The organism is Streptomyces marianii, assembly GCF_005795905.1.
GTDB classification, from domain to species: Bacteria; Actinomycetota; Actinomycetes; order Streptomycetales; family Streptomycetaceae; genus Streptomyces; species Streptomyces marianii.
Genome location: NZ_VAWE01000001.1, coordinates 7,967,093 through 7,982,271 on the forward strand (window position 1 = coordinate 7,967,093; position 15,179 = coordinate 7,982,271).

Below are 15,179 nucleotides of genomic sequence, written 5' to 3' on the forward strand. Positions count from 1 at the left end.
GGGCGGTCAGTCGTGGGCGATGACGGCCACCGGAGCGGTGGCGTGGTGGAGCACGGCGTGGGCGACGTGGCCGAGGTGCCCGCCGACCGGGGCCCTCCGGATGCGCCGGCCGACGACCACGAGCTCCGCGTCGGCGGCGTCGTGCAGCACCTGCTCGGCGGGGGCTCCGACGAGGACCCGCTCCTCGGCCTTGACCGAGGGGTACAGCCCCCGCCACGGCCGCAGCCGCTCGGCGACGGCGCCGGCGATGCCGTCGGCCACCTCCTGCCGGACACCGGGATCGAGTCCGGGCGCGTAGCTGAACGCGAACGGCAACGACCAGCCGTGCACGGCGCGGACGCCGCAGCCCCTCCGTGCCGCCTCGTCGAAGGCGAAGGCGAGCACCGCGTCGGTGGTCTCGTGGATGTCGACCCCCACCACCACGTCCCGGCCCACCGCGACGTTCCCCGACGGACGCGACTCCGGAGCCCCGGAAGGGAACGTGGCAGCTGGGCGTACCAGCACGACCGGCGTGTCGGTGAGCCCCACGGTCGCCATGCCGACCGAGCCGACGAGGAACCCCTCGACGGCGCCGCGCCCGCGCGATCCGAGAACCAGCATCTGGGAATCGGCGGCCTCCACCGCCAGCACCGCGGCCGCCCGTCCGGTCAGGCGTCGCGCTGTCACCGCCAGCTCGGGATACCTCCGGCGCAGTTCGCCGGAGGCCTCGTCGAGCACGGTGTCGGCCCAGCGCTGGTGCTCCTCCCGGTCGACCGGAGGCACGGCCGGAACGCGGGGCCACTCGTCCGCGTGCACCACGCGCAGAGGAGCCTCGCGCAGCAGGGCCTCCTTCGCGGCCCAGTCCGCGGCGGCGCGGCTCTCGGGATAGCCGTCCACTCCGACGGTCACAGGGCGAGTCATGTCCGTATGCCTCCTTCGGGGGTCGGCCGTGCGGCCACGCTTCCAGCCTGACCGGGACGCCGGCCGGGAGGGCAGGGCCGTCGAGCCCGGACGCGAGGGCCGGACGACCCGGCCCGTTGGTCCGCGGAGGCCGGACCGGTCCGGCCGTCGGGACGGACCCGTGGTCCCGTCCGTCGCGGCTGAACGGTCCCCCGTACGTCCGCACGCCCTCCGGGCCGGACGTTCGGCCGGCGGCCGTCACGGTCGTGCAGTCTCGGCCCGCGTGCCGCGGTCAGCCCTGATGAGTGGGACGGTCGAGGCTCCGGAGGGTTTCCGAGCGCCTCCGGTACTCCTCGTCGTCGATGTCGCCGTGGGCGTATCGCTCCGCGAGGATCTCCTCTGCCCGCCTCGGCGAATCCGCCCGGCCCGCCCAGCGCCGCTCGGTTCCTCCGGACGGTGCGCCACCCTCGCCGGTCCGGCGTGCCAGGAAGTAGACCCCGAGCAGCAGCAGGATGAGGAAGGCCGCCGTTCCGACCACCATGAGTGCGATGAACCAGCCTCCCGGGCCGTGGCCGTACCAGTACATGACCGGATCCTCCTCGCGATGTCGTGGATCCCTCGTACCCCTCCACGATCCGTCCCGTGCCAGGACGAAGGCGAGGGCCGAACGGCCCCGCCGGGCACGCCGGCCGTCCCCCGCGAGCGGACTGTCGGCCCCAGGGCGCCGAGCGGGCCGTCCGTTCCCCCTGCGCCGAGCGGGCCGTCCGTTCCCCGGGCGCGCGCCGCGGGGACCATTGGACCCCGCCGAGCGGCCTGTTCGGCCCCTGCCGGGCCCGGTCCGCCGCGGTTGAATTGCCGTGCCGCGGTCGAATCGCCATGTCGTACGCGCGGACGGGCGCGCGGTACGCACCGGGCTCGCCGCACACCCGGGGCCGTGGTCCGCTCGATCGCCCGGGCCCCATGGGCGCCGGCTCGACAGGAGTGGCGAACATGAAGCACAGCAAGGTCGGAAGCCTGATGGTGGGGGAGGTCGTCTCGGTCGTGCCGTCGACCCCGTTCAAGGAAGTCGCCAAGCAGCTCGCCGAGCACGACATCAGCGGTCTGCCGGTCCTCGACGAGGACGACCGGGTGGTCGGCGTCGTCTCGGAGACCGATCTCCTGACGCGCCAGGCCGCCGCCGGTCCCGATGCCGGTCCCGCCGTCCACGCGTCGTGGTACGGCGCCGGCGGCTTCCCCGGCGACGACCGGGACGCGCCCACCGCCGGACGGCTGATGTCCACGCCCGCGGTGACCGTCCACGCAGAGGACACGATCGCCGAGGCGGCCCGCACCATGCTGCGGCGCGGTGTCGAGCGGATGCCCGTCGTCGACGAGGAGGACCGCCTGGTCGGCATCGTCACACGGCGTGACCTGCTCCAGGTGTTCCTCCGGCCCGATCCGGAGATCCGTCTTCAGGTGGTCGAGGAGGTGCTGGTGGGCGCGCTGGGCCTGGCGCCCGACGCGATCGACGTCCATGTCGTCGACGGAAGGGTCACCCTGGAAGGGCGACTCGAGGCGGCCGGGCAGATCCCCCTCCTGGTGAAGCTGACGGAGCAGATGGACGGGGTGGTCGCGGTGAGCCAGCACCTGGCCGCACCCTCCGACGGGTCCCGGCCCGCGGCATGGTCGTCGGGAGGGCCGCCCCGCGCCTGGGACCGGGGCGACGCGTAGGGCGGTACGGAAAGAGGGGGCACACCCCGGCGAGCGCCCGGGCCGGTGCGCCCCGTGACCGGCCTGCCGTACAGCCTGCCCGCGAGGGTGAGGTGGGCCGGCGCGTCGCCGAAGGAGGCGCTGCGTCGACGACGGTCGGCGGATCCCCGTGCCCGCCCGACCGCGTTCGCCGCCCCCGCGGAGGGAGCCGCCCGGACGACGCGGACGCGTGCGTGCGGGCCGGGACCGCGGGGCAGAGTCGACGTATGAGCGGCGAAGCCGACGACCGGGACCCGGGCCTGTTCGGCCCCGCGTCGGTCACCTGGCAGATGCACGGCGACCCCATGATGTGGATCGCCGGGGTCCGCGCGCTCTACCTCCAGGCCCTGCACCCCCGCGCCGTACGCGGAGTCATGGCCAACAGCGACTTCCGCAAGGACGCCTGGGGCCGGCTGCTGCGCACCGCGAACTTCGTCGGCACCATCTCCTACGGCACCACCGAGGCCGCCGAGCGGGCCGGTGCCCGCGTCCGCAGGATCCACCGCCTCCTCGGCGTGGACGATCCCGACCTGCTGCTCTGGGTGCACTGCGCCGAGGTGGACTCGTACCTGGACGTCCTGCGGCGTTCTGGCTTCCCCCTCACCGGCGCCCAGGCGGACCGGTACGTCGACGAGCACCGGACGAGCGCCCGCCTCGTCGGACTCGACCCGGCAAGCCGTCCCCGCCACCAGGGCGGCGCTCGCCGGGTACTTCGCCGGCGTACGGCCCGCGCTGGAAGCCGGTGCGGACGCCCGCGTCGTCGACGGCTTCCTGCGCCGCCCGCCCGTCCACCCCCTGCTCGTCCCGGCGCGTGGACTGATCTGGCGGCGCGTCGCCGCGCTCGCCTACGACGCGCTGCCCCCGTACGCCCACGACCTCTACGGCCGGCCCGCGCCCCCGCCCGGACGCGTCACCCGGCGGCTCTGCGCCACCGGAGCGGCCCTGCGCTGCGTCCCCTCGCGCGTGCGCTGGCAGCTGCCGCCAGGTCACATCTTGAAGGCGATGGCGCGACTCGGGCCCGGGAGCAGGCCGGCACCGTACAAACTGCGCAGACAGGCGGCCATACTGGACGGGCCGGGGAGGGCGTAGCGAAGCGACGGGGGCGACTGCACGCGATGGCGGACACCAGGCTGATCCAGGGCCGGTACCGGCTGCTTGAACTGATCGGTCGGGGCGGCATGGGCGAGGTGTGGCAGGCCCGCGACGAGTCGTTGGGCAGGCGGGTCGCGGTCAAGTGCCTCAAACCGCTCGGGCCGCAGCACGATCGGACGTTCATACGGGTCCTGCGGGAGCGCTTCCGCAGGGAGGCCAGGGTCGCCGCCGCCCTGCAGCACCGCGGCGTGACCGTCGTCCATGACTTCGGCGAGCACGAGGGCGTGCTCTACCTGGTGATGGAACTGCTCGAGGGCCGCAACCTCAGCCAGCTGATGGACGACAACGAGCAGCATCCGCTGCCGGTGTCCGACGTCGTCGACATCGCGGACCAGGTCGCCGACGCCCTCGCCTACACCCATGAACAGAACATCGTCCACCGGGACCTGAAGCCTGCCAACATCATGCGGCTCACCGACGGCACGGTGAAGATCTGCGACTTCGGCATCGCCCGGCTCGGCCACGACATCGGGTTCACGTCCCGGCTCACCGGCACGGGCATCGCCATGGGCACCCCCCACTACATGTCGCCCGAGCAGATCGGCGGGGGCCACGTCGACCACCGCAGTGACCTGTACTCCCTGGGGTGCGTGCTGTACGAGATCGCCACCGGCGCGCCGCCCTTCGACCTCGGCGACTCCTGGTCCATCCTCGTCGGCCACCGCGACACCGCGCCCCGGCCGCTGCGCAGCCACCGGCCGGAACTCCCCGACTTCATCGAGGAGATCGTCCTCGAACTGCTCGCCAAGACTCCCGAGGAGCGGCCCGCCGACGCCAAGGACCTGCGCCGCAGGATCGGCGCCGGGCGCGTGACGGCCACGCCCGCCGCCGGCACCGTGCCGCCGCCCCCGCATCGGCACGACGGCGGAGAACCGGGGCTGCCGTCCTGGACGCGCGGGATGACGACCGGTCACAAGGCGATCACGGTCTCGGCGCTGCGGGCCCTGCCGCCCGACTTCACGGCGGGCCTGACCGGCGAATGGACCACCGGCGTGGATCTGCGCGGTCCCGCACCCGTGCGGCTGCCCCGGCCGGAGAGGCCCACCCCGTCGCCGGAACTGCTGGCCGTCCTCACCGGCCGGCACAACGCCGGGCTCAGCCTCGGCAGGCTCGGCCGCTGGGAGGAGGCGGGCGAGGTGCACCGGGCGGTCGCCACCGAACGCGAGCACGCGCTCGGTCCCGACCACCCGGACACCCTCGCCAGCCGGTACGAGGTCGGCTTCACGCTCAGCAGGACCGGCCGGGCGGCCGACGCGCTCCGCGAGTTCGGCCGCGTCGCCGAGGGCCGCGAGCGAACCCTGGGCCCCGACCACCCGGAGACCCTGGCCGCCCGCCAGGAGATGGCGTACGTCCTCGGCCGGCTCGGCCGGCACTTCGAGGCGCACCAGGTGTACACGTCGGTGCTCGCCTCCCGGGAACGGACCGTCGGGCCGGAGCACCCCGACACCCTGCGCTGCCGTCACAACCTCGCCTTCAACCTGAGCCGTCTCGGCCGGCTCGAGGACTCGTACCGCATGGCGGATGAGGTGGCCGCGGCGCGCACCCGGGTGCTGGGCGCCGGGCATCCGGACACGCTCGTCACCCGGTACGAGGTCGCTTACGCCCTCGGCCAGCTGGGCCGCTGGACCGAAGCCCTGCAGAACTACCGGGACGTGGCGGGGGCCCGCGCGCAGGCGCTCGGTCCCGACCACCCGGACACCCTCGCCGCACGTTACGAGATCGGGATCAGCCTCGGCCGTCTGGGAAGGAGCGCCGAGGCGCTGGAGCAGTACCGGGCGCTGGTGGCCGACCGCACCCGGGTCCACGGCGCAGCCGACCCGGAGACCCTGCGGGCCCGCCACGGGCTCGGCGTCAACCTGGGCCGGCTCGCCCGGTGGGAGGAGGCGCTGGCCGAGGCCCGTGACGTCTGCGCCGTCCGTGAGCGGGTCCTCGGTCCCGACCACCCGGACACCCTCGTCAGCCGCCGTGAAGTCGCGGTCGGCCTGGGCTGGTTGGGCCGCTGGAGCGACGCGCTGGCCGTCTACCAGCAGGTGGCCGAGTCCCGCGAACGCGTCCTCGGCGCAGGTCACCCCGACGCCCTGGCCAGCCGCAACGACCAGGCCCACTGCCTGGAGCAACTCGGCCGAGGCGGCGAGGCAGTCGAGCTCTACCGCCGCGTCGCGGCGCTCCGGCGGCAGGGCGGGGCGGGCTGACCGCCCTGCCCCGGGGCGGGACGGACTGTGGGTCGGTCCGGTCCTCTCCGGTGGACGCCGGAGTGGGCTCTGGGCAGGCGAGCCCTCCGTGACGGGTGCGTCCGGCACGCCGCGTAGCGTAGCGGCGTTCCCGTCGCGACCGCACCGCCCGGTGGACGCCGGAGTGGGCTCTGGGCAGGCGAGCCCTCCGTGACGGGTGCGTCCGGCACGCCGCGTAGCGTAGCGGCGTTCCCGTCGCGACCGCACCGTCCGGTGGACGCCGGAGTGGGCTCTGGGCAGGCGAGCCCTCCGTGACGGGTGCGTCCGGCACGCCGCGTAGCGGCCTTCCCGTCGCGACCGCACACTGTGACCATGACGGACCTGGCCGAGGAGAGGGAACGCGGCCGTGCCGTGCGCAAGGAGGTTCCGCGGTCCTCCCACGGAAGCTGGATCCCGGCCGCCGACCGGCCGGATCCGCTCGCGGTGCTGGAGGACCAGGCGAAGACCCGTGAGCCGGACCTGGTGCCCGTGCGGTACGGACGGATGGCCGTCTCGCCGTTCACCTATCTGCGGGGCGCTCCGGCCGTCATGGCCGCCGATCTCGCCGTCCAGCGGAACACCGGTCTCCGGGTCCAGCTCTGCGGCGACGCCCATCTGCTGAACTTCGGGGTCTTCGCCTCGCCCGAACGCACCCTGCTGTTCGACCTCAACGACTTCGACGAGACGCTGCCGGGCCCCTTCGAGTGGGACGTGAAACGCCTCGTCGCCAGCGTCGCCGTCGCCGCACGGGACAACGGCCAGCCGGACGCCGGGGCCCGCCGGGCCGCGCGGGCGGCGTCCGAGTCGTACCGGCTGTCCATGCGGCAGCTCGCCGGGCTCGGTGAGCTCGACGTCTGGTACGAGCGCATCGCCGCCGAGGATCTGGTGCCCCTCGTGCGCGACCTGGAGCGGGCGCGCCTCGAGGCCCGGCTGGCCAAGGCGCGGCGCCGGACGAGTCTGCAGGCGCTGGAGAGACTGACCGAGGTCGTCGGCGGACGGCGCCGGATCGTGCAGGATCCGCCGCTGCTCGAGGCCGTGGCCGGGCTCGACGCCGCGTCCGTGCGCAAGATCCTCAGCGACTACCGCAGCACGCTGCCCGAGGACCGCAGGGTCCTGCTGGACCGGTACCGGTTCGTCGAGGCGGCCCGCAAGGTCGTCGGTGTCGGCAGTGTCGGGACGCGCTGCTTCGTCGCGCTGATGACCGGACGCGACACGGAGGACCCGCTCTTCCTGCAGATCAAGGAGGCCCAGCGGTCCGTGCTGGAGCCCCATCTGCCGAAGTCCGCCTACCGCCACCAGGGCCAGCGCGTCGTCGCCGGCCAGCGGCTGCTGCAGGCGGCGAGCGACATCTTCCTCGGCTGGGTCAGCGGACCGGGCGGCCGGCACTTCTACTGGCGCCAGCTACGGGACATGAAGGGCTCGGCGGACGTCGCGACGATGTCACCGACGCTGCTGCGCGACTACGCGGCGCTCTGCGGCAGGGCGCTGGCCCGGGCCCACGCCCGGTCCGGGGAGCGCATCGCGATCGCCGCGTACCTCGGCGCGTCCGACACCTTCGACCGGGCCATGGGCGACTTCGCGGTGGCGTACGCCGACCGGACCGTCGAGGACCACCGGGCCCTCCTCGCGGCCATCGGGTCCGGGTCGGTCGAGGCCGCCCCGGGTGTCTGAGGCCGCCTTCCGGGCCCGGCGCCGCCTTCCGGGTGCGCGGGGCGTCATGCGTTCCGGCCCCGAGTCGCCGCCCGGCCGGGGGCTCCCTCCTCGCGGCCATCGGGTCCGGGTCGGTCGAGGCCGCCCCGGGTGTCTGAGGCCGCCTTCCGGGCCCGGCGCCGCCTTCCGGGTGCGCGGGGCGTCATGCGTTCCGGCCCCGAGTCGCCGCCCGGCCGGGGGCTCCCTCCTCGCGGCCATCGGGTCCGGGTCGGTCGAGGCCGCCCCGGGTGTCTGAGGCCGCCTTCCGAGCCCGGCGCCGCCTCCCGGCCCCGAACCGCCTCCCGGCCCCGGGGGCTCCCTTCCCTCGCCGACGGGCACCGGCAGCGTCCGCATCCGGGGCGCCCCGCGGCGCGGTACCGCCTCCCGTCTCCGGGGGACCTCCACGGTCCGGGACCGCGAACGTGACGCCGCCCTCTGGTCCGCGCGATCATCGCGTGTTACGAAGAGGCATGCCTGCAGCCTCCTCCGAATCGTTCAGCCGGTCCGGGTACGACGCCGTCATCGTGGGCGGCGGCCACAACGGACTGGTCGCCGCCGCCTACCTGGCCCGTGCGGGGCGTACCGTCCTGGTCCTCGAGCGCCTCGGGAACACCGGGGGAGCGGCCGTCTCCACCCGACCGTTCGCCGGTGTCGACGCGCGGCTGTCCCGCTACTCGTACCTGGTGTCCCTGCTGCCCGGCAGCATCGTCCGCGACCTCGGGCTGGCGTTCTCGGTCCGCAAGCGCACCGTCTCCTCGTACACCCCGGTCCTGCGCGACGGCCGGGCCACCGGACTGCTCGTCGGCGGCGACCGTACGCGCGAGTCGTTCGCGGCCCTCACCGGCTCCGACCGCGAGTACACCGCCTGGGAGGCGTTCTACGACCGGACGAGGCAGGTCGCCGAGAGGGTCTTCCCCACGCTGACGCAGCCGCTGCCGACCCGCCGGGAGCTGCGGGAGCGGGTCGGGGACGAGACGGCCTGGCGGACGCTGTTCGAGGAGCCCATCGGTGCCGCGATCGAGGAGAACTTCACCGACGACCTGGTGCGCGGCGTCGTCCTGACCGATGCCCTCATCGGTACGTTCGCGGACGCCCACGACCCGTCGCTGGTCCAGAACCGCTGCTTCCTCTACCACGTCATCGGCAACGGCACCGGCGACTGGGACGTGCCCGTCGGCGGGATGGGCGCGCTGACCGACGCGCTCGCCGGGGCCGCCCGGGCCGCCGGCGCCGAGATCGTCACCGGCCATGAGGCGATCCGGATCGAGACCGACGGGACGGCCGCCGAGGTCGTCTTCCGCACGGACGACCGCGAAGGCACGGTCGCCGCCCGCAAGGTGCTGGTCAACGCCTCCCCGCAGGCCCTGTCCGCCCTTCTCGGCGAGCCCGCCCCGCCCCCGGCGGAGGGCGCCCAGCTCAAGGTCAACATGCTGCTGCGCCGGTTGCCCCGGCTGCGGGACCGCTCGGTCGATCCGCGGGAGGCATTCTCCGGAACCTTCCACATCTCCGAGGGATACGGCCAGCTGGCGGCGGCGTACGCCCAGGCCGAGGCCGGACGCCTGCCCGAGGCGCCGCCGTCGGAGATCTACTGCCACTCGCTGACCGACCCGTCCATTCTCGGCCCCGAACTGGCCGCCCAGGGCTACCAGACCCTGACCCTGTTCGGGCTCCACACGCCGGCCCGGCTGTTCACCGAGGCGCCGGACGCGACCCGTGACGCGCTGCTCAAGGCGACCCTCGCCGAGCTCGACGCCCATCTGGACGAGCCGATCACCGACTGTCTGGCGCTCGACGAGGCGGGGCGTCCCTGCATCGAGGCGAAGACCCCGCTGGATCTGGAGCAGGATCTGAGGCTCCCCGGCGGGCACATCTTCCACCGCGATCTCGCCTTCCCCTGGGCGGACGGCTCGACCGGCCGCTGGGGAGTGGAGACCGGTCATGCCAATGTGCTGCTCTGCGGCGCGGGGGCCGTGCGCGGCGGGGGTGTGAGCGGCATCCCGGGCCACAACGCGGCGATGGCGGCACTGGGTCGCTGACGTTCCGTCGCCGGAGGCGGGCGGCCGGGATCCGGCCGCCCGCCTCCGGCGACGGAGTGATCAGAGCCCGGCGGCGGCCGCGGTGTGGAAGGTACGCCGGTAGGCGGCGGGGGAGGCGCCGACGAGTTCGCGCATGTGCTGCCGCAGCGAGTTGGCGCTGCCGAAGCCGGCGCGGTCGGCCACCAGGTCGATCGACAGGTCGCTGGTCTCCAGCAGTTGCTTGGCCACCTCGACCCGCTGGGCGGTGAGCCACTGGCCGGGGGTGACTCCCGCCTCGTCGCGGAACCGCCGGGTGAACGTCCGCACGCTCATCCGCGCGTGCGCGGCCAGCTCGCCCAGCGTCAGCGGGCGGTCCAGCCGCTCCAGCGCCCAGGCCCGGGTGGGGGTGGTGGTGGCCGTCGTGGGCTCGGGCACGGGCCGCTCGATGTACTGGGCCTGGCCGCCGTCGCGCCACGGAGGGACGATGCAGCGGCGGGCCACCTGATTGGCGAGCGCACTGCCGTGGTCGCGCCGCACCAGGTGCAGGCACACGTCGACGCCGGCGGCCGCGCCGGCCGAGCTGAGCAGGTCGCCGTCGCCGGGCCCCCGTTGACGCGGAAACCCCGTGCCGTGTCCGTGGCCGTCGGCCGGGCCGTTCCTCCTGTGTTCCTTCTGCGTGAAGGGTGGCTCACCGCGGGAGGCACGCGCGGGCCGCGGCCGGGGCGCGGGCTCCGGTCGCGCCCCGGCCCCGAGGCCGACCGCCGTGACCCCGGGGAGGGGTGGCCCGCTCGCCGTGCTCGAGCCCGTCCACGGGCCCTCAGTCGGCGGACGGGCTCCAGCCGGCCGCCTCGATCCGCACCGCGTCGCCCGACCGGGACTCGTCGAAGAGGGTCCTGTCGCCGTCGTCGATCCGCAGGCCGTCCACGTACGCGCCGCGTCCCACGTACGACGGGTCCGTCGTGTACCGCCAGCGCAGCCGGAGCGGCCGTCCGTGCCAGGCGGACAGTTCCGCCTCGACGCCGTGCCAGACCCGGCCCGACCAGCCGGTGACCCAGCCCTCGTGGCGGGGCACCGTGTGCTCCCCCCGGCGCCGGGTCTCGAACGGCAGCGCCTGCCAGGTCGTCCCGCCGTCGGCGGACGCCTCCAGGAACACCTTGTCGGAGCCCGGTTCGGTGTCCCACCACAGGGAGCACCGCAGCCGGGCTCGCCTGGTGGAGGGGGTGACCTCGGGCAGTGCCAGCGTCGCGGTGCTGGCCGAGGCCATCCCGGAGAACCAGGCGGTTCGCCCGTGTGCGGGACGCACCGGGACGGCGCGGGCGAGGTGGTTCGCGGCGGCGACGCGCGGCGCGCTGCCGGAGCGCCATGTGCGCACCGGATGGACGGAGTTGCCGAGGACGACCAGGAAGGAGTCCGTCGACGGGTCGAGTACGAGACTGGTCCCGGTGAAACCCGTGTGCCCGGCGGTGCGTGGCGTGGCCATCGCGCCCATGTACCAGTGCTGGTACAGCTCGAAACCGAGCCCGTGCCCGTCGCCGGGGAACGCGGTGTTGAAGTCGGTGAACAGCAGTTCCACCGACTCCGGGGCGAGGACGCGGGCCCGCCCGTACGCGCCCCCGTTGAGCAGGGTGCGGGCGAGGACCGCCAGGTCCCAGGCGCGGGAGAACACCCCGGCGTGCCCGGCGACCCCGCCGAACGCGTGGGCGTTCTCGTCGTGCACCTCGCCCCACACCAGCCCGCGGTCCAGGCCGGACCACGGCAGCCGGGCGTCCTCGGTCGCCGCGATCCCGGGACGCCAGGAGGCGGGCGGGTTGAACCGGGTGCGTTCCATGCCGAGCGGCTCCGTGATGTCCTCCCGCAGCAGGGCGTCCAGGCCCCGGCCGGTGATCTCCTCCAGGATCAGCTGAAGCGTGATCAGATTCAGGTCGGAGTAGAGGTACGCGGTGCCCGGCGTACTGGCGGGTGCCTCGTTCCACAGCAGCCGGAGCCGGCCCGCGTGCGTCGGCTCCCTGAAGAGGGGGATCCACGCCCGGAACCCCGACGTGTGGGTGAGCAGTTGCCGTACGGTGACGTCCTGCTTGCCCGCCGCCCCGAACTCCGGCAGGTACGACGCGACCTTCGCCTCCGGCTCCAGCGCGCCCCGTTCGATCTGCTGCACGGCGAGGATCGAGGTGAACAGCTTGGACACCGACGCCAGATCGAACACGGTGTCCGCGGCCATGGGGATCTGCCGCTCCGGCGGGAACTCCACGCCGGTGTCCGTCTTCTCGTCGTAGGCCGAGTAGCGCACGGCCCTGCCGATCGGGTGGTGCAGCGCCACCGTGCCGCCGCGGCCGGCGAGGAGGACGGCCCCGGCGTACCAGGGGCGCCGGGGCGAGGGGGACAGGAATGCCTCCGCGTCCGCGACCAGCCGGTCCAGATGCCCGCTGACGAGCCCGGCCCGTTCGGGCGTACCGCGCCGCAGTGTCGTACGCCGGCCGCCCGCGGCCCCGCTCCCGCCCGGCATCCCCGCGGCGGCACCCGGGACCGGTCCGATCACCTGGGTCACCTCCCGTGCGCCGTTCTGGGGGAGGCTCCTCCCGGTACCGGCGGCCCGCCGCCGGACCTGCGGCCCGCCGCCGGACCTGCGGCGGCTGCTCCCGCTGCCTGCCGAGGCCTCCGTCATACCGCACCCTTCCTGAAGGAATCCTTCGGGTGGCCGTGCAACACGTGGAACCTTCTTACCGGGGCGAGGGGGCGTCAAGGCCGCCCAAGAATCTGACGCTGCATCAGAAAATGTCTTCCCTCGGCCGTCCCGCTGCGGCATCCTGCGCCCATGGAGACGGAGCTGAGCAAGAGACTGGGAATCGAGCACGCCATCTTCGGCTTCACCCCCTTCCCCGCGGTCGCCGCCGCCATCAGTCGGGCCGGGGGCCTCGGTGTCCTGGGCGCGGTCCGCTACACCGCGCCCGGCGACCTCGCCCGGGACCTCGACTGGATGCAGGAGCACACCGGCGGCAGACCGTACGGACTCGACGTCGTGATGCCGGCCGGGAAGGTCGAGGGCGTCACCGAGGCCGACGTCGAGGCGATGATCCCCGAGGGGCACCGCCGCTTCGTCGAGGAACTCCTCACCAAGCACGGTGTACCCCCGCTGCCTGCCGGTGAGGCGTCCGGCTGGCGGATCACCGGCTGGATGGAACACGTCGCCCGCAGCCAGCTCGACGTCGCCTTCGACTATCCCATCAAGCTCCTCGCCAACGCCCTCGGCTCCCCACCGGCCGACGTCGTCGGCCGGGCCCACGACCGCGGAGTGCTCGTCGCGGCCCTCGCCGGCAGCGCCGTACACGCCCGCCGTCACGCCGAGGCGGGCATCGACATCGTCGTCGCCCAGGGCTACGAGGCGGGCGGTCACACCGGCGAGATCGCCTCGATGGTCCTCACCCCCGAAGTCGTCGACGCCGTCGGCCCGCTGCCGGTGCTCGCCGCCGGAGGCATCGGCAGCGGCGAGCAGATCGCCGCCGGACTGGCCCTGGGCGCCCAGGGCGTCTGGCTCGGCTCGGTCTGGCTCACCACCACCGAGGCCGACCTCCACTCCCGCGCGCTCACCGCGAAACTGCTCGCCGCGGGATCCGGTGACACCGTCCGCTCCCGCGCCCTCACCGGCAAACCCGCCCGCCAGCTGCGCACCGAGTGGACCGACGCCTGGGACGACCCGGACGGGCCCGGCACCCTGCCCATGCCCCTCCAGGGCCTCCTCGTCGCCGAAGCCGTCTCCCGCATCCAGAAGCACGGGACCGAACCGCTCCTCGGCACCCCCGTCGGGCAGATCGTCGGCCGGATGAACTCGGAGCGGAGCGTCCGGCAGGTGTTCGACGAGCTCACCCGCGGATTCGAACGCGCCGTGGATCGCGTCCAGCGCATCGCCGGAAGGAGCGCATCATGAGCGAGCAGCCGTCGGGAGCACCGCTGACGGAGACCCCGGGAGGCTTCTGGGCCCAGGCCGGCGCCGATCCGGAACGGACCGTGCTGATCGCCCCCGGCGGCGGGGAGTGGACCGCGGGACGGCTGCACGAGGAGGTCAACCGCCTCGTGCACGGGCTGCGCGCGGCGGGGATGGAACGGGGCGACGCCTTCGCCGTCGTACTGCCCAACGGCGTCGAGTTCTTCACCGCCTATCTCGCCGCCTCCCAGGCGGGCTTCTACCTCGTCCCCGTCAACCACCATCTCGTCGGCCCGGAGATCGCCTGGATCGTCGCCGACTCCGGCGCCAAGGTCCTCATCGCGCACGCACGCTTCGGCGCCGCGGCGTCCGCCGCCGCGGACGAGGCGGGGCTGCCCGCGGAGCGGCGTTACGCCGTCGGCGACGTGAGCGGCTTCCGCCCGTACGCCGAGCTTGTGGACGGACAGCCGGCGACCCCGCCCGGGGACCGCACCCTCGGCTGGGTCATGAACTACACCTCCGGCACCACCGGCAGGCCCCGGGGCATCCGCCGCCCGCTGCCCGGCAGGCCGCCGGAGGAGACGCACCTCGGCGGGTTCCTCGGCATCTTCGGCATCAGGCCCTTCGACGGCAACGTCCACCTCGTGTGCTCGCCGCTCTACCACACGGCCGTGCTCCAGTTCGCGGGAGCGTCGCTGCACATCGGCCACCGGCTGGTGCTGATGGACAAGTGGACGCCCGAGGAGATGCTGCGGCTCATCGAGACCCATGCCTGCACCCACACCCATATGGTCCCGACCCAGTTCCACCGGCTGCTCGCGCTGCCCGAGGAGGTCCGTGCCCGGTACGACGTCAGCTCCATGCGGCACGCCATCCACGGCGCCGCGCCCTGCCCCGACCATGTGAAGCGGGCGATGATCGACTGGTGGGGACAGTGCGTCGAGGAGTACTACGCGGCGAGCGAGGGCGGGGGCGCCTTCGCCACCGCCGAGGAGTGGCTGAAGAAGCCCGGCACGGTCGGCCGGGCCTGGCCCATCAGCGAACTCGCCGTCTTCGACGACGACGGAAACCGGCTGCCACCCGGTGAACTCGGCACCGTCTACATGAAGATGTCCACCGGAGGCTTCAGCTACCACAAGGACGAGGCCAAGACCCGGGGGAACCGCATCGGAGACTTCTTCACGGTCGGCGACCTCGGTCTGCTCGACGAGGACGGCTACCTCTTCCTGCGCGACCGCAAGATCGACATGATCATCTCGGGTGGTGTGAACATCTACCCCGCCGAGATCGAGTCCGTGCTTCTCGGCCACCCGGCCGTCGCCGACGCCGCCGCCTTCGGCATCCCGCATTCCGACTGGGGCGAGGAGGTCAAGGCCGTCGTCGAGCCGGCCGAGGGCCACACCCCGGGCCCCGGCCTCGCCGCCGCGCTCCTCGCCCACTGCGAGGAGCGCCTCGCGGGCTACAAACGGCCCAGGAGCGTGGACTTCATCGCCGCCATGCCCCGCGACCCCAACGGCAAGCTCTACAAGCGCCGGCTGCGCGAACCGTACTGGGAGGGGCACGAACGTCCGGTGTGACGGCCTGCGG

The 15,179-nt window shown here is 74.0% G+C and carries 9 protein-coding genes and 2 pseudogenes; 7 read left to right on the forward strand and 4 right to left on the reverse strand.

What is annotated here, in order from left to right:
- Positions 1 to 6 precede the first annotated feature (6 nt).
- Positions 7 to 900: a universal stress protein gene (locus FEF34_RS35950; protein ID WP_171053221.1), complete on the reverse strand. Its 894-nt coding sequence runs from the start codon at positions 898 to 900 to the stop codon at positions 7 to 9.
- Between the two features lie 271 nt (positions 901 to 1,171).
- The gene (locus FEF34_RS35955; RefSeq protein ID WP_138056898.1) at positions 1,172 to 1,465 is read right to left on the reverse strand and encodes an SHOCT domain-containing protein; all 294 of its coding nucleotides are present in this window, start codon (positions 1,463 to 1,465) and stop codon (positions 1,172 to 1,174) included.
- 404 nt (positions 1,466 to 1,869) lie between these two features.
- Here FEF34_RS35955 and FEF34_RS35960 point away from each other — a divergent pair, with 404 nt between their 5' ends.
- The 5 genes and pseudogenes from FEF34_RS35960 to FEF34_RS35980 all read left to right on the forward strand — a co-directional run bounded on the left by FEF34_RS35960 (position 1,870) and on the right by FEF34_RS35980 (position 9,694).
- On the forward strand, positions 1,870 to 2,589 hold the full coding sequence (locus FEF34_RS35960; RefSeq protein ID WP_138056899.1) for a CBS domain-containing protein: 720 nt from the start codon (positions 1,870 to 1,872) through the stop codon (positions 2,587 to 2,589).
- A 245-nt stretch (positions 2,590 to 2,834) separates the two neighbouring features.
- A pseudogene (locus tag FEF34_RS35965) lies at positions 2,835 to 3,696 on the forward strand (oxygenase MpaB family protein).
- A 26-nt stretch (positions 3,697 to 3,722) separates the two neighbouring features.
- On the forward strand, positions 3,723 to 5,951 hold the full coding sequence (locus FEF34_RS35970; protein ID WP_138056900.1) for a serine/threonine-protein kinase: 2,229 nt from the start codon (positions 3,723 to 3,725) through the stop codon (positions 5,949 to 5,951).
- Positions 5,952 to 6,302: 351 nt separating this feature from the next.
- The gene (locus FEF34_RS35975) at positions 6,303 to 7,640 is read left to right on the forward strand and encodes a DUF2252 domain-containing protein (protein WP_138056901.1); all 1,338 of its coding nucleotides are present in this window, start codon (positions 6,303 to 6,305) and stop codon (positions 7,638 to 7,640) included.
- A gap of 488 nt (positions 7,641 to 8,128) precedes the next feature.
- Positions 8,129 to 9,694 carry a phytoene desaturase family protein gene (locus FEF34_RS35980; RefSeq protein WP_138056902.1) on the forward strand — a complete coding sequence of 522 codons (1,566 nt, stop codon included), beginning with the start codon at positions 8,129 to 8,131 and terminating at the stop codon, positions 9,692 to 9,694.
- A gap of 60 nt (positions 9,695 to 9,754) precedes the next feature.
- On the opposite strand, the pseudogene FEF34_RS35985 reads toward FEF34_RS35980, so the two are convergent.
- Both FEF34_RS35985 and FEF34_RS35990 read right to left on the reverse strand, forming a co-directional pair.
- Positions 9,755 to 10,270: pseudogene (locus FEF34_RS35985) on the reverse strand (GlxA family transcriptional regulator); the annotation flags it as partial.
- A 220-nt stretch (positions 10,271 to 10,490) separates the two neighbouring features.
- A complete protein-coding gene (locus FEF34_RS35990) occupies positions 10,491 to 12,335 on the reverse strand; it encodes a serine hydrolase domain-containing protein (protein WP_138056903.1) in 1,845 nt (614 codons plus the stop codon).
- A 150-nt stretch (positions 12,336 to 12,485) separates the two neighbouring features.
- Between FEF34_RS35990 and FEF34_RS35995 the strand changes: the two genes are divergently transcribed.
- Together FEF34_RS35995 and FEF34_RS36000 are read left to right on the forward strand one after the other, a co-directional pair.
- Positions 12,486 to 13,595, forward strand: a complete 1,110-nt coding sequence (locus FEF34_RS35995; RefSeq protein WP_138056904.1) for an NAD(P)H-dependent flavin oxidoreductase — start codon at positions 12,486 to 12,488, stop codon at positions 13,593 to 13,595.
- Complete coding sequence (locus FEF34_RS36000; protein WP_407698327.1) at positions 13,592 to 15,169, forward strand: acyl-CoA synthetase; 1,578 nt, start codon at positions 13,592 to 13,594, stop codon at positions 15,167 to 15,169. The genes FEF34_RS35995 and FEF34_RS36000 overlap by 4 nt, the downstream gene beginning before the upstream one ends.
- Positions 15,170 to 15,179 lie beyond the last annotated feature (10 nt).

Bases quoted from the DNA above. Each gene is read 5' to 3' on its own strand.
- FEF34_RS35950 (WP_171053221.1), bottom strand. From the start codon at position 900: ATGACTCGCCCTGTGACCGTCGGAGTGGACGGCTATCCCGAGAGCCGC.
- FEF34_RS35955 (WP_138056898.1), bottom strand. From the start codon at position 1,465: ATGTACTGGTACGGCCACGGCCCGGGAGGCTGGTTCATCGCACTCATG.
- FEF34_RS35960 (WP_138056899.1), top strand. From the start codon at position 1,870: ATGAAGCACAGCAAGGTCGGAAGCCTGATGGTGGGGGAGGTCGTCTCG.
- FEF34_RS35970 (WP_138056900.1), top strand. From the start codon at position 3,723: ATGGCGGACACCAGGCTGATCCAGGGCCGGTACCGGCTGCTTGAACTG.
- FEF34_RS35975 (WP_138056901.1), top strand. From the start codon at position 6,303: ATGACGGACCTGGCCGAGGAGAGGGAACGCGGCCGTGCCGTGCGCAAG.
- FEF34_RS35980 (WP_138056902.1), top strand. From the start codon at position 8,129: ATGCCTGCAGCCTCCTCCGAATCGTTCAGCCGGTCCGGGTACGACGCC.
- FEF34_RS35990 (WP_138056903.1), bottom strand. From the start codon at position 12,335: ATGACGGAGGCCTCGGCAGGCAGCGGGAGCAGCCGCCGCAGGTCCGGC.
- FEF34_RS35995 (WP_138056904.1), top strand. From the start codon at position 12,486: ATGGAGACGGAGCTGAGCAAGAGACTGGGAATCGAGCACGCCATCTTC.
- FEF34_RS36000 (WP_407698327.1), top strand. From the start codon at position 13,592: ATGAGCGAGCAGCCGTCGGGAGCACCGCTGACGGAGACCCCGGGAGGC.